The sequence below is a fragment of the Trinickia sp. LjRoot230 genome (genome assembly GCF_964253315.1).
In the GTDB taxonomy this organism is placed as follows: Bacteria; Pseudomonadota; Gammaproteobacteria; order Burkholderiales; family Burkholderiaceae; genus Trinickia.
This window is the reverse complement of sequence record NZ_CAXUQX020000002.1, coordinates 993,471-1,007,612: the sequence shown is the minus strand read 5'-3', so window position 1 is coordinate 1,007,612 and position 14,142 is coordinate 993,471. Positions and strand designations below refer to the sequence as shown.

15 protein-coding genes are annotated in these 14,142 nt (G+C 61.6%); 9 read left to right on the top strand and 6 right to left on the bottom strand.

The features are described 5' to 3' along the window. Positions 1-9 precede the first annotated feature (9 nt). Positions 10-906, top strand: a complete 897-nt coding sequence (gene rarD, locus ACSQ20_RS23560) for an EamA family transporter RarD (RefSeq protein ID WP_436025853.1) — start codon at positions 10-12, stop codon at positions 904-906. Between the two features lie 5 nt (positions 907-911). Here the strand turns inward: rarD and ACSQ20_RS23555 are convergent, their stop codons facing one another. The 3 genes from ACSQ20_RS23555 to ACSQ20_RS23545 all read right to left on the bottom strand — a co-directional run bounded on the left by ACSQ20_RS23555 (position 912) and on the right by ACSQ20_RS23545 (position 2,539). Then, positions 912-1,436, bottom strand: a complete 525-nt coding sequence (locus ACSQ20_RS23555; protein ID WP_436024740.1) for a DUF962 domain-containing protein — start codon at positions 1,434-1,436, stop codon at positions 912-914. Between the two features lie 91 nt (positions 1,437-1,527). Then, entirely contained in the window at positions 1,528-1,794 is a 267-nt protein-coding gene (locus ACSQ20_RS23550; protein ID WP_436024738.1) for a hypothetical protein, read from the bottom strand. After that, positions 1,787-2,539 carry a DNA/RNA non-specific endonuclease gene (locus ACSQ20_RS23545; RefSeq protein WP_436024736.1) on the bottom strand — a complete coding sequence of 251 codons (753 nt, stop codon included), beginning with the start codon at positions 2,537-2,539 and terminating at the stop codon, positions 1,787-1,789. Before ACSQ20_RS23545 ends, ACSQ20_RS23550 begins: the two co-directional genes overlap by 8 nt. Positions 2,540-2,804: 265 nt before the next feature. Between ACSQ20_RS23545 and ACSQ20_RS23540 the strand changes: the two genes are divergently transcribed. From ACSQ20_RS23540 to ACSQ20_RS23505, 8 genes are all read left to right on the top strand, one after another. Next, complete coding sequence (locus ACSQ20_RS23540; RefSeq protein WP_436024734.1) at positions 2,805-4,340, top strand: efflux transporter outer membrane subunit; 1,536 nt, start codon at positions 2,805-2,807, stop codon at positions 4,338-4,340. Between the two features lie 44 nt (positions 4,341-4,384). Beyond that, a complete protein-coding gene (locus ACSQ20_RS23535) occupies positions 4,385-5,674 on the top strand; it encodes an efflux RND transporter periplasmic adaptor subunit (protein WP_436024732.1) in 1,290 nt (429 codons plus the stop codon). Between the two features lie 35 nt (positions 5,675-5,709). Then, entirely contained in the window at positions 5,710-6,405 is a 696-nt protein-coding gene (locus ACSQ20_RS23530; protein WP_436024730.1) for an ABC transporter ATP-binding protein, read from the top strand. Positions 6,406-6,421: 16 nt separating this feature from the next. Further along, positions 6,422-7,567: an ABC transporter permease gene (locus ACSQ20_RS23525; RefSeq protein WP_436024728.1), complete on the top strand. Its 1,146-nt coding sequence runs from the start codon at positions 6,422-6,424 to the stop codon at positions 7,565-7,567. Then, positions 7,564-8,742, top strand: a complete 1,179-nt coding sequence (locus ACSQ20_RS23520; protein ID WP_436024726.1) for an ABC transporter permease — start codon at positions 7,564-7,566, stop codon at positions 8,740-8,742. Before ACSQ20_RS23525 ends, ACSQ20_RS23520 begins: the two co-directional genes overlap by 4 nt. Before the next feature lie 33 nt (positions 8,743-8,775). Then, a complete protein-coding gene (locus ACSQ20_RS23515) occupies positions 8,776-9,324 on the top strand; it encodes an N-acetyltransferase family protein (protein WP_436024724.1) in 549 nt (182 codons plus the stop codon). Positions 9,325-9,430: 106 nt separating this feature from the next. Next, positions 9,431-9,868: a VOC family protein gene (locus ACSQ20_RS23510; RefSeq protein WP_436024722.1), complete on the top strand. Its 438-nt coding sequence runs from the start codon at positions 9,431-9,433 to the stop codon at positions 9,866-9,868. A gap of 29 nt (positions 9,869-9,897) precedes the next feature. Next, positions 9,898-10,839 (top strand): SMP-30/gluconolactonase/LRE family protein, encoded by a 942-nt coding sequence (locus ACSQ20_RS23505; RefSeq protein WP_436024720.1) that lies wholly within the window; start codon positions 9,898-9,900, stop codon positions 10,837-10,839. A 32-nt stretch (positions 10,840-10,871) separates the two neighbouring features. Here ACSQ20_RS23505 and ACSQ20_RS23500 read toward each other — a convergent pair whose 3' ends face one another. From ACSQ20_RS23500 to ACSQ20_RS23490, 3 genes are read right to left on the bottom strand one after another with little or no spacing between them, the layout of a single operon-like run. Continuing rightward, positions 10,872-12,509, bottom strand: coding sequence for an AMP-binding protein (locus tag ACSQ20_RS23500; RefSeq protein ID WP_436024718.1), 1,638 nt, complete (start codon positions 12,507-12,509; stop codon positions 10,872-10,874). A 19-nt stretch (positions 12,510-12,528) separates the two neighbouring features. Beyond that, positions 12,529-12,924 carry a RidA family protein gene (locus tag ACSQ20_RS23495; protein ID WP_436024716.1) on the bottom strand — a complete coding sequence of 132 codons (396 nt, stop codon included), beginning with the start codon at positions 12,922-12,924 and terminating at the stop codon, positions 12,529-12,531. Between the two features lie 31 nt (positions 12,925-12,955). Further along, a complete protein-coding gene (locus ACSQ20_RS23490; RefSeq protein ID WP_436025851.1) occupies positions 12,956-14,140 on the bottom strand; it encodes an acyl-CoA dehydrogenase family protein in 1,185 nt (394 codons plus the stop codon). Positions 14,141-14,142: the final 2 nt, after the last annotated feature.

The following is a 14,142-nucleotide window of genomic DNA, read 5'->3' as shown; positions in this document are numbered from 1 at the left end:
ATTACGCCTATCACTTCCATTACACGGTTTTCGGGTCGAGGCATTGCGCTTTCGGTAGCTGCATCGGCATTGTTTGCGTTGATGTCGGCCTATACCCGATTGCTTGCACCGCTAGATGGTCTCGACATCTTTGCATGGCGCATGATCTGGACCGCGCCGGGTGCGCTGCTGCTCGTTGCACTGCGTGGCCGTTGGCCGCAATTACGCGCGCTCGCGCTGCGGGCATGCACCGCGCCGCGCACCGCGCTCGCGCTCGTTGCCTGCGCCGCCCTCATGGGCACGCAGCTTTGGCTCTTCATGTGGGCGCCGCTGCATGGGCGCGTACTGGAGGTGTCGCTTGGCTATTTTCTGCTGCCGCTTTCGATGGTGATCGTCGGCCGCTTTTACTACCACGAGCGGCTTGTGCCGCTGCAATGGCTTGCGGTTGGCTGCGCGGCGCTCGGTGTCGGACATGAGCTGTGGACGACGCATGCGTTCTCGTGGCCCACGCTGGTCGTGGCGCTCGGGTATCCGCCGTATTTCGTGATTCGCCGTGCGATCGGTGCCGATTCGCTCGTCACGTTCGCCGCGGAAGTGCTGTTGATGCTGCCGCTGGCCGTGCTGCTCGTTGTGACGAGTGCCGGCGCGCGCGCCGCGTTTGACCACCCGCAGCTGTGGGCGCTGCTGCTGCCGGGCCTTGGCGCGCTGAGCACCATGGCGCTTGCCTGCTATCTGAGAGCGAGCCGCCTGATGCCAATGGCGCTATTCGGCATTCTCGGTTACGTCGAGCCGGTTTTGCTTGTCGTGGTGTCGGTCACGCTCTTGGGGGAAACGTTGTCCGCACAACAATTGGCAACGTATGGGCCGATCTGGGCCGCCGTCGCTGTGACGGGCGTGCATGCCGTGCTTTTGATGCGGGCGCGTTAGTTGAATCAATGCCTTTCGTTGGCACCGGACGCGCCGCACTTCGCTTCGATCGCGTCGCGTAGTGCGGGGCGCCAGCCGAGCTCGAACAGCGCCTCGGCAAGCACGAACAGCGGCCCGATCACGAGGCCGATCACGTCGTCGGCAAATGCGGGTTTGCGGTGCTCGTAGGCGGCATGACCGACGAACTGAAAGGCCCATCCAATGACGAAAAGCCCGACCCCAATGCCCAGCCATGTCAGCGTCGACAATGATGCTGCCCACCACCCGAACGCCAGACAGATCGCGGAAAAGACGACCATGGCGAGGCCCAGCGCGGCATCGAGTGCCAGATAGTAGACGCTTGCTGTGCCGAAAAGCAGCCATGCCGGCGAGAGCGCGACCGGCAAGACGCCCCACGTCGACGCCGGCCGGCTCAGCAAGACGGCAAGCGCCAGCACGATCATCGGAATGCCGACGAAATGCGTGGCGATATTGCGTCGATCGCGGTGGTAAGCCGCATATTGCGCGAGTTGTTCGGTCAGCGTTTTCATGAATGCGAAGAATCGCATGATCGCCAAGCCGTTTTCAAGCGATTGAAGTGGGCATTCAATGAAAAGCCGAAAGCCGCACAGCACACACAGATCAGGAAAACGGGTTGTCGATCGTGGTCCCGGCGGCCGGCGGCGCATCGTCGAGCTTATCGGGCAAGGCGGGTGCATGCCGCAACGCATCGACGATGCCGTCGAGCGCCGCTTTCAGCGCGAGCGCGGCTTTGAGCCCGCGCTTGTCCCGCGCGATTTCGAGCGTGCCGTTAATCACGATGCGGGTTGTACCGTTCGATACCGTCAGCGCATCGCCTTCGATATTGAGCACTTCATCGTCATTTGCGTAAGCGTGAAAGTCAGACACCTCTGAGTCCTCCGATGCGTTGGTCCTTCAGCGATTCGGGAATACCGGGAAAGCGAATGCCGCTCATCGATTCCAATTCGTGGACGGTCTTTACGTCATAACGGTTCGTCGCCGTATTGTCGACAACGAGCGCAAATGCCTTGCCCGCCGACGGGACGTAGACGAGCTTGAAAAGCTGAGTCGGCACGATCACATGCGTGGCGCCGATCGCACGTAACTGGCCGCCCGCGAACAACGGGCCTGTCACGACAAAAACCTCGCCGTTTTTGACTGCGATTTTGCGCACCGAAGATTCGATGCGTGCCCATAGATGCTGATTGTTGTCACGATCTTGCGGGACGATATTGGCGAGCGTGAACGATTCGGCCATCGCCTCAGGGTTCCAGCGGTCGCCGGCCGGGCTCATATGCCCGCGGTCGAAGCCGCTGCGCTTGTAGTCGGCCAGCGTCGCGCCTTCACCGGCAGGCAGCGCGGGTTCCTCGTAGAACTTGTTGGTACGCACTTGCGCTTTGGCGGCATCGAGCCGCTCGCGCGTCAAGCGTTCGGCGGACCAAAGCGGGCCGTGCGTGATGCCCGAATGCAGCACGGCGAAATCCGAGTAGCAAAGCAGGCGCGTTTTTGGCGCCATCCTGGCGTTGCCGAGCACCGGAAATTCGGCGCCCGGGACGAACTGCGAGCAAGCGGGTGCGGCGACGCCATGAACGGCCGCCACGGCCAGGAGCAGGCCGGCGAGAAATTGCTTCATCGATTAAAAACGTGTGTTGGTGTTGAGCGGGGCAAAGAGTATAGCGATCCGGCGCGGATTTGACTGACTTGTGGGTGAGTACTATCGAAATTCGTGGTTGTTCATGCTTTTGACGGAGACGATTGCCATGTCAACTGACTATCAGCAAACAGGTGCCGGCGCTATACTCATTGCCGCATTTCAAGCCCGACAATGCCGAGCTTCAAGATCTGCACGCAATTGACAAGAGCGAAGGACGAACGCTACCGGCTTCCCGATTTCAAATATGGATTACTACAAGCGTGGCGCCATGCGCCCGCATCCGAGAGAACGTCGGCCACTTTCATCGCCTTACCGCACGCTGCTCGCGTTAATCGCGACAGCGTCTGTTGCTGCTTGCGCGGTCGGGCCGGATTTCAAGACGCCGGCTGCGCCCGCAGGCTCGTCCGTCACTGAAACGCCGCTGGTGGCCCGAACCCAGGCGACGCCAGTAGCAGGCGGCGAAGCGCAGACGTTCAGCGCAGGCCTCGCGCTCGATTCGCGCTGGTGGACGGCCTATGGCAATGCTCAGCTCGATCGCCTTGTCGACGAGGCCTTGCGTGCGAGCCCGACCGTGGCCGCAGCACAGGCTGCGCTGCGCGCCGCCGAGCAGCAGGTGGTGGCGCAGCGTGGCGGGCTCTTTCCGTCGGTGAACGGGACCTTCGGTGCGACGCGGCAAAAGATCAATGGCGCAACGCAGGGCATTGCCCGTCGCGGCGATATTCTTTTTACGCTTTACAACACGTCGATCGGGCTCTCGTACAACTTCGACGTGTTCGGTGGCGTGCGGCGCGGCATCGAATCGCAAGAAGCGGCGCGCGACGCGCAGCGTGAAGAATTGCAGGCCACGTACCAGACGCTCGCGGCCAATGTGGTGACGGCCGCGCTACTGGAGGCTTCGCTGCGCGCGCAAATAGCGGCCACCCAAGAGCTGATTGCCTCGGCGCAGCATCAGCTCGACCTGAGCCGCCAGCAGTTCGAAATGGGCGGAGCTGCGCGCTCGGATGTCTTGTCGGCGGAGTCGAATCTGGCGTCGATGCAGGCGTCGCTGCCGCCGCTGCAGCAGCAACTGGCCATGGCGCGCAGCCAGTTGGCTGTTTATCTCGGCAAACCGCCCGCCGAATACGGCGAAACCGGCTTCGATCTTGCCTCGTTGCAACTGCCGCGCGATATTCCGCTGATGCTGCCGTCGGATATCGTGCGGCAACGGCCCGACATCCGGCAGGCCGAAGCGCAACTGCACGAAGCGAGCGCCGCGATCGGCGTGGCAACAGCCAACATGTTGCCGCAAATCGGGCTGTCCGCGAGCATCGGAGACGCTGCGTTGTCGCTGGGCTCGCTGATGTCGAGCGGCGTATTTTCGCTCGCCGGCAATCTCACGCAGCCGTTGTTTCAGGGCGGAACGCTCAATGCGAAGCGGCGTGCCGCCATCGCGCTTTATGAACAATCGCGCGAGCAGTATCGGCAAACCGTGTTGCTCGCATTCAAGAATGTCGCCGATTCGCTGCGCGCGCTTGAAAACGATGCGTTGACGCTGAATGCGCAGTATCGCGCGGAGCGTTCGGCATCGGACAGCCTGCATCTGATCGAGCAACGCTTCGGCCTCGGCGGCGCCAATCACCTCGAATTACTGACTGCACAGCAGCAGTACGAACGTTCGCGCGTCGCCTATGTGCAGGCGCTCGCTGCGCGCTATCAGGACACGGCTGCGCTATTCCTTGCGCTCGGCGGGGATTGGCGGGCCGGCGAAAGCGAGCTCGGCGACGCGTCGCGTCGCCAATGACGGACAACGAAGGCGATCATCATTCGATACGCGGAAAACCATACATGACGGATAAATCGGAGTTGCTGCGCCAGTTGCGCATCGATCGCGGCGAGCGAGGAGGGGACGAAGGCGGGCCGTATCGCAACTGGGTGATCGGTGCGATCGTCCTGCTGCTGATCGTGCTGGGTGTCGGCGCGTACTTCGGATTGCGCTCGCCGGCGCCGATCGTGAAGGTGGCCGTCGCACGTGCGCTTGCATCTGGCGCGAGCACCGCCGGGACATCGATTCTCGACGCATCGGGCTACGTCGTTGCGCGCCGGCAGGCGACGGTATCGGCCAAGATCACGGGCAAGCTCGACCAGCTGTTCATCGAGGAAGGCCAGCACGTGAAGGAGAACGATATTGTCGCGAAGCTCGATGACACGAATGCGTCGGCTTCGCTGATGCAGGCGAAAGCCGGCGTAATGCAGGCCGACGCAACGCTTGCGCAAGCCAAGGCGGCGGCGGATGACATCGCGCCCATCTATCGCCGCAATCAGAAACTGGCGGCGACCGGTGTGATCAGTACGGAAGCGTTGGAAACAAGCAAGGCCGAGTTCGACGCGAAAAAGACCGATCTTGCCGTGGCGCAGGGCAATCTCGCCGTGCGTCGCGCAGCGCTGGAAATCGCGCAGCGCGAGGAAAACGACACGGTCGTGCGCGCGCCGTTCACCGGCGTTGTGACGACGAAGAACGCCCAGCCGGGCGAAATCGTTTCGCCATTGTCGGCGGGAGGCGGCTTTACGCGCAGTGGTATTTGCACGCTGGTCGATATGGATTCGCTCGAAGTCGAAGTCGACGTCAGCGAGAATTTCATCAGCCGTGTGCGCGCGGACGTGCCGGCCGTGTTGAAGCTCAATGCTTATCCGGATTGGCAAATACCGGCTTATGTCATCGCGGTGATTCCCACGGCTGATCGCAGCAAGGCGACGGTGAAGGTGCGCGTCGGGTTCAAATCGCGCGACCCGCGCATCTTGCCCGAGATGGGCGCGCGCGTGTCGTTCCTGAGCGGCGGCAACCCGCCTGGCGGAGCGGGCACGCAGCAAGCGGGCGGTGTGGCGATACCCCCCGACGCCGTACTGTCGGCGGCCAATGTTGGCGCCAACGCTGGTGCCGGCGCCAACGCGAACGCGAACGAGGGCGTCGTATTCGTGCTGCACGACGAGACGGTCGAGCGGCGCGTCGTGAAGCTCGGCGCGCGCGCCGACGAAGGGCAGATCGTGCTTTCAGGGTTGTCGGCAGGCGAGCGTGTTGCGCTTGGCGACTTGACCAAGCTTGCGGACGGTACACACGTCAAGGTGGCGGAACAGTGAACCCGCCATTCGACACTTCAACCAGGAGCAATGCAATGAGCGCAATCATTTCTCTGCGCAACGTCGTGAAGACTTACACGCGCGGCAAGCAAAGCGTCGAAGTGCTGCACCACCTCAATTTGCAGGTCAACGAGGGTGACTTCGTCGCGTTGATGGGGCCGTCCGGGTCGGGAAAAACAACCGTGCTGAACTTGATCGGCGGAATCGATCACCCGACGAGCGGCGAAGTCATCGTTGCGGGCGAGCATATCGACAGGTTGAGGGGTGGGCATCTTGCGCGCTGGCGCGCGAATAACGTTGGCTTCGTGTTTCAGTTCTACAACCTGATGCCGATGCTCAACGCCGAGCGTAATGTCGAGTTGCCGCTCTTGCTGACTTCACTGAGCAAGGAGGCGCGCCGGCGCAACGTGCAGGCGGCGCTGGCCGTGGTTGGCCTCGAGGACCGCACGAAGCACAAGCCGTCGGAGCTATCGGGCGGGCAGGCGCAGCGCGTCGCGATTGCGCGGGCACTGGTGTCCGATCCGAAGCTGCTGGTATGCGACGAGCCGACGGGCGACCTCGACCGCGCCACGGCCGACGAGATTCTGCACTTGCTGCAAGTGCTGAATCGTGAATACGGCAAGACGATCGTCATGGTCACGCACGATCAAAAAGCGGCGGATTTCGCAACGCATACGCTGCATCTCGACAAGGGCAGGCTGGTCGACGAGCCACTCAAGACCGAAGCATGACGCGAGGAATCTTCCGATGAAATATCTCCCACTGATGTGGGCGATGCTCTGGCGCAAGAAGTTGCGCACATCGCTTACGCTGTTATCGATTGCGATCGCGTTCCTGCTATTCGGCATGTTGCAAGGGATCAACGCCGCGTTTCAGCAGACGATCGAGCGATCCAATGTCAATCGTCTGATCGTCACCAACAAGATCTCGCTGACGGAAAGTCTGCCGTACTCCTACCTTTCTCAACTCGAGACGATCCCGGGCGTGTCCGCGGTCTCGCATGAATCGTGGTTCGGGCCGTATTACCAGGACCCGAAGAACGTGATGGCTGCGTTTCCTGTCGAACCCGAGCGCGAATTCGCGGCGCATCCCGAGATTGTCATTCCGAAGGCGCAGCTGCAGGCGCTGGAAAATACGCGTACCGGCGCAATCGTCGGCGTCAGCTTGGCGAGAAAATATGGCTGGAAGATCGGCGACCACATCCCGCTGCATTCGACCATTTGGGTGAAGGCTGCGGATGGCAATTCCGATTGGACGTTCGACATCGTCGGCATCTACGAAGCGCCGTCGAATCGCGCGCGCGAGGACGCGCTCTTTTTCAATTACAAGTATTTCGACGAGGCGCGTAGTTTCGGCAAGGGCACGGTCGGCTGGTATGTCGTCCAATTGAAAGACCCACGCGAGTCGGCGCAAATTGCCTCGACCATCGACAAGCTATTTGCCAATTCGCCAAACGAAACGAAAACGCAGACCGAAAAGGAATTTCAGCAGTCGTTCATGAAGCAGATCGCTGATATCAGCCTGATTGTCACGTATATCCTGTTCGCGGTGTTCTTTGCATTGCTGTTTGCCGTCGGCAGTACCGCGATGCAAGCGGTGCGCGAGCAGGTGCCCGAACTCGCGGTGCTCAAGACGCTCGGCTTTAGCGATACACGCGTGCTGACCTTGGTGCTGCTGCAAACACTGGCACTGTGCATCGTTGCAGCGATGATCGGGCTCGGCATTGCCGACCTCTTGTTCCCGCGGCTTAGAGACACGCTGGGCGTCGTCAAGATGCCGCTGAGCGTGGTGATAGAAGGTGTGGTGATGGCCGCTGTCTTTGCTGCGCTGACGGGCTTCGTGCCTGCTTGGCGCGCTAAGCGGCTCGTTATAGTGGAGGCGTTGCGCTCATGATCAAGCAAATTCTTACTGTCACGGCCATGAACCTGCGCAGCCTGCCGCAACGCGCCGGCACGGCGTGGGTCATCGTCATCGGGATCGCCGTGACGGTGGCGGTCATGGTTTCGGTGCTCGCGATGGCCGAAGGCTTTACGAAGACGCTCAAAGGCACTGCCCGAGCGGACCGCGCGATCGTGTTGCGCGCGGGCTCCGAAGCAGAGCTTGCGAGCACGATGTCGCGTGAGAACACGCAGACGATCATGGATGCGGCAGGCGTGCGCAAGGATCATGCAGGTCGCCCCATTGCTTCTGCGGAAGCCGTTGTGATCGTGGCGTTGCCGCAGCGCAAGGACGGTGTCGATGCGAATGTGACGCTGCGTGGCATCGGCCCGAACGCGCAGGCCTTGCGGCCCGAAATGCGCTTGGTCGCCGGGCGCATGTTCAAGCCGTCAGTGCGCGAAATCATCGTCGGTAAGTCGGCACTTGCACAGTTCAAAGGGCTCGAGCTCGGCAGCCGCATCGCGTTCCGCGATTCTGAATGGACCGTCGTCGGCATATTCGAAAGCGGCGGCGATGCGCACGAATCGGAATTGCAGGGTGCCGCTGAAACGGTGTTGTCCGCTTATCGACGCAACTTGTTCCAATCCGTTTCCGTGATGCTCGATTCGCCCGCGGCATTCGACCGCTTCAAAGCCGCACTGACGACGGACCCGACGCTCAAAGTAGGCGTCGAGCGCGAGAACGACTATTACGCTGCACAGTCACGCAATCTGGCGAGGCTCTTGAATCTGCTCGCGTATTTTGTCGGCGGCATCATGGCGCTCGGGGCCTGCTTCGGTGCGGTCAATACGATGTACACGGCCGTATCCACGCGTACGCGCGAAATTGCCACGCTGCGTGCAATCGGCTTTAGCGGCGTGCCGATCGTTATTTCGGTGCTTGTCGAGTCGCTGCTGCTTGCGCTGATCGGCAGCGCGATCGGCTCCGTTGCAGCCTGGATCTTTTTTGACGGCAACACCGTCAATACGCTCGGTTCCGGCTTTACGCAGGTCGTGTTTCACCTGACGGTCACTGCATCGCTCCTGGTGTCCGGTGTATTCCTGGCTTGCGTGGTCGGTATGCTCGGCGGGCTGATGCCCGCAGTGCGCGCAGCGCGCTTGCCGATTGCGACCGCATTGCGCGCCAATTGACGGCAGGCGGGCGAGCCTTATTCGGGAGCAGGCGTGGATCAAGAAGCCGTCGATAACATTGCCGTTCGGCGTCTGGCACCGGATGAAGCCTCGCGATATGTCGAAGCGCTGGCCGATGTGCTGATCGATTGCGTGGAAGGCGGGGCATCGGTCAGCTTCATGTTGCCCATTACGCGCGAGACAGCGGCTTCGTTTTGGCGCGGGGTAGCGCAAGGGGTTGCGCGTAACGAACGCGTGCTGCTCGTCGCGGAAGATGCCGAGCAGCGGGTGGTGGGCACCGTGCAATTGATTACCGCATTGCCCGAAAACCAGCCGCATCGGGCCGACGTCGCAAAGATGTTGGTGTTGCGCGCCGCGCGCCGCCGCGGCATAGCTCAGCGGCTCATGGCGGCTGTCGATGAAGTGGCGTACGTCGAGGGCAAAACGGTGCTCGTGCTCGATACCGTCACCGGTGGCGATGCCGAGCGCCTTTACCAACGCGCGGGCTGGCAACGCGTGGGTGTGGTGCCCGATTACGCGTTGATGCCCGATGGCGCGTTTTGCGCAACGACGTTCTACTATAAGCACCTCCCGCGCGTATGAGCGTGCGCGATAATGGTTCGGAGTCCTAACCGTTCGGCCGCACGTCTTGGCCGATCTTTTTGCGTTATCTTTGCCAATCACTCATTCGACAGATTGCGAAAACGCCATGAGCACGCCCACGAATCACCCCATTCCGCCGTTTCACCTTGCGTTCCCCGTTCACAGCATCGAAGCCGCACGCCGGTTTTACGGCGAGTTGCTCGGCTGCTCCGAGGGGCGCAGCGCCCCGCAGTGGGTCGATTTCAATTTCTACGGGCACCAGATCGTGGCGCACCTCGCGCCCGAAGAGGCGGGCCATCGCCATACAAGCGCGGTCGATGGCGATGCCGTACCGGTGCGTCACTTCGGCGTGGTACTGAGCATGGAGGAATGGGAAGCTGCCGCGCGCCGGCTGACCGATGCCGGCATTCGCTTTGTCATCGAGCCGCATGTGCGCTTCAAAGGCGAGCCCGGTGAGCAAGCGACGATGTTTTTTCTCGATCCGTCGGGCAACGCATTGGAGCTGAAGGCCTTTGCCGATATGTCGAGGCTTTTCGCCAAATGACGGCCCAGCGATCCCGAGGAGCGTAGCGCATGTGGCAACAAACCGACCGATATCCGGACCCGCGCGTCCAGATACTCGAGCCCGAATTCGAAGCACTGTGTTTCCCGCATGCCGCCGTCGAACGCATTGCCACCGGCATGCGCTGGTGCGAAGGCCCCGTGTGGTTCGGAGATGGCCGCTTTTTGCTGTGGAGCGATATTCCGAACGAGCGGATCATGAAGTGGGAAGAAGAGACGGGAGCGGTGAGCGTTTTCAGGAAGCCGTCGAATTTTGCCAATGGCAATACGCGTGACCGGTACGGACGTCTTGTCACATGCGAACACGGCGGCAGGCGTGTGACGCGTACCGAATATGACGGCACGCTAACAGTGATGCTCGACAGCTTCGGCGGCAAACGGTTGAATTCGCCGAACGACATCGTCGTGAAGTCGGACGGATCGATCTGGTTCACCGATCCAACGTTCGGGATCCTCAGCCACTACGAAGGGCACCAGGCGGAGCCCGAATTACCGCAAAACGTCTACCGTGCCGATGGAACGACTAAAGAGGCGACGATTGTTGCCGGCGATATCGCCGGGCCAAACGGTCTTTGCTTTTCGCCCGACGAGCGGCTTTTTTATCTGATCGAGTTGCGCGCTACACCGAACCGCACCATCCGGGTTTACGACGTGTCCGCCGACGGCCGTTCGATCGAAAACGGCCGCGTGTTTCTCGATGCGGGCGAAGGCACGATCGATGGCATGCGTTGCGACATCCACGGCAATCTCTGGTGCGGCTGGGGTATGGGCAGCGACGCACTCGACGGCGTGATGATCGTGTCGCCTCGCGGCAAACTGATCGGGCGCATCGCATTGCCCGAGCGATGCGCCAACCTATGCTTCGGCGGCGTGAAGCGCAATCGACTTTTCATGGCGGCGAGCCAGTCCGTCTACGCGCTGTATGTCAATACGCAGGGCGTCGCTGGCGGTTGAACTGAACACGAGCAAGCGGGCTGCCGCATCCACTACATCGCTCTGAGCGCATAGCGCTTCAGTTTGCCCGTTTCAGTACGCGGCAATGCGTCGGTGAAGCGAATGATGCGCGGGTATTTATAAGGTGCAACGTTGCTTTTGACGAAAGCCTGCAACTGCGCGGTGAGCGCATCGTCCGCACGGTAGCCGGGTTTCACGACAACGAACGCCTTGACGATTTGCCCGCGCTCGGCGTCAGCCACCCCCACCACGCCACATTCCGCAACCGCTTCGTGCTGCATCAGCACGCTTTCGACTTCGGGGCCGGAGATGTTGTAGCCGGCGGAAACGATCATGTCGTCTGCGCGGGCTTGATAGAAGACGTAGCCGTCTTCGTCGATAGAGACGGCGTCGCCCGGCATGTTCCAGCCGTCGCGCACGAATTGCTTTTGTCGTTCGTCCGCAAGATAACGGCAGCCTGTCGGCCCGCGCACCACAAGTTTGCCGACGGTGCCTGCGGGTACAGGCTGCATGTCGTCATCGACGGCGGCGATCTGATAGCCCGGCACCGCCTTGCCTATCGCACCGCGCCGAACGTCATCGCCGGCTGCGGACACGAAGATATGAATCAATTCGGTGCCGCCGATTCCGTCAATCATTTCGATGCCCGTTGTGTCGCGCCATAATGCGCGCGTGGCGTCGGGCAGCGCTTCGCCAGCCGACACCGTTTTGCCGAGACTCGACAGATCGAAGCGGGCGGCAAGCGGCGCCATCTGTCGATAGAACGTCGGCGCCGTAAATATGATGGTGGCGCGAAAATTCTCAACAGCGTGCAGCAGTGTCTCGGGCGTGAGCCGCTCGATCAGCACCGTCGATGCGCCCACGCGCAGCGGAAAAAACAGCAGGCCGCCGAGCCCAAATGTAAAGGCGAGTGGCGGCGTGCCGCAAAACACATCTTGCACCGTGGGCTGCAGCACATGGCGCGGGAACAAGTCACACATCGCAAGCACGTCGCGATGAAAATGCATGCAACCTTTCGGCGCGCCGGTCGTTCCGCTCGTGAACGCGATTAGACAAACATCGTCGGCCGATGTGTCGCATGCATCGAAATGTGCGGGCTTCGTCGCGGCCTGCATATCGATCGAATCAACCGCATCGCTATGAAAGCATTTGACTTGCTGCAGATCGGGACAAAACCATTCGCTATCAGCTTCGCAACATCGCGCCAGTTCTTCGACGAGTCGCGCGTCGCACAGGGCTGCCGCAACGCGCGCTTTGTCGACGATTTGCTTGAGCTCCTTCGCACGCAGCAGCGGCATGGTGGGCACGACCACCAACCCGGCTTTGAGACTGGCGAGTATAGCCACTGCCATTTGCAGCGTATTGGGGCCGCGCAACAAAATACGATTGCCGGGCCGCAATGCCATATCGTCGATCAGCACGTGAGCCCAGCGGTCGACCATCGAGCGCAGCGCGCGATACGTCGTGCCGTGCGGCTTGCCGTCGATCTCGGACCACACGGCCACGCGCTCGCCGTGTCCGGCCTCGATCGTGCGATCGAGTAGTGCCGACGCACAATTCAGGCGCGTGGGATAAGCAACATCGGGATGGTCGAGCAGCAACACGGGCCACTGATCGTGCGGCGGCAAGTTGTCGCGCGCGAACGTGTCGATGTGGGCGGATGGTTCCATGACCCCTCCGGTTCCAATGTCAATCGGGGATGACTGCGGTGGCTTCGATTTCGACCTTCGCGTCATCCTCGATCAAGGCAGCCACCTGAATGGCGCTCATCGCGATGTCGTAGTCGCCGATCACCTCGCGAAACGCGTAGCCGATGGCTTTTAACGAAGCGAGGTATTCGCGCTTGTCGATTACATACCAGGTCATTCGCACGAGATGCTCTGGGCGTCCGCCCGCGGCAGCGAGTACGGCCACGACGTTGTGCAATGCTTGCCGTGCCTGCGCCGCGAACTCCGCCGATTGAAATTGCTCAGAAGCGTCCCAGCCAATCTGCCCTGCGATAAAGACTTGTGTGCCGCGTGCGGCGACGCCGTTGGCATAGCCACGCGGCTGGGTCCATCCCTGCGGCAAGAGCGCGCGTTTCATGAATGTGAGTCCTGATAAAGCAAAGACATCCTCATTGCGAGGCTCCCTGGCATGCGGCATATTCGCTAAGCAGATCGCGGCCCACGATCAGTTGTTGAACTTCGGTTGCGCCTTCGTAGATGCGTAGCGAGCGAATCTCGCGATAGAGCGTTTCAACTGCTGTGCCGCTTCGCACACCTTCACCGCCCCAGATCTGCACCGCTGCATCGATAACTTGCTGTGCCCCCTCGGTGGCGTGCCATTTCGCCATGGCCGCTTCGCGTGTCACGCGCTTGCCTTGATCCCGCAACCATGCCGCGCGATAAACGAGCAGCGCGGCCGTGTCGATCGTCAGCGCCATTTGAGCGAGCTTCGCCTGCGTCAACTGAAAATCGGCGAGCGTTTGTCCGAAGAGGTGCCGCGACGTCGCGCGCTCGAGCGCGGCCGATAACGCGCGACGCGCAAAGCCGAGCGCTGCGGCTGCAACGGATGTCCGAAAAACATCGAGCGTGCGCATCGCAAGCTTGAAGCCCGTTCCGGGCGGTCCAAGCAAGTTACGCTTCGGCACGCGCGCGCCGGTAAAACAAAGCCGCGCGAGCGGATGAGGCGCCATCACGTCGAGTCGCTCGGCCACAACGAGCCCCGATGTATCGGCATCGACCACGAACGCGCTGATGCCGCGTGCGCCCGGCGCTTCGCCTGTGCGTGCAAACACGACGTAAAAATCAGCGATGCCGCCGTTCGAGATCCATGTCTTCTCGCCATCGAGAACATAGTCGTTGCCGTTCTCGCGCGCCGCGAGCGTCAGCGCGGCGACATCGGAACCGGACTCGGGTTCGGTCAACGCGAAGGCGGCAATGGCAGTGCCCGAAGCGGCGCGGGGCAGGTAGCGGTGCTTTTGCGCTTCGGTGCCGGCGAGCGTGATCGCGCCCGAGCCGAGGCCTTGCATTGCAAGCGCGAAGTCGGCAAGGCCCGCATGTTTGGCGAGCGTCTCGCGTAGCAGACAGACGGCGCGCGTGTCGATCTGCTCGCCATGCCCGCCGTAAGCGGTGCCGCCGATGCCATAGCGCAGCCAGCCTGCTTCGCCCAACATGCGCACGAGTTGGCGACAGGCTTCGTCGACGGTGGCGCGTTCGTGCATCAACGGCTCGACGGCGGGCAGGTGTTCGCCACACCAGGCGTCAATCTCGCGGGCCAGCGCGCGATGCCGATCGTCAAAAAACGGCCAGTCGAGCATCT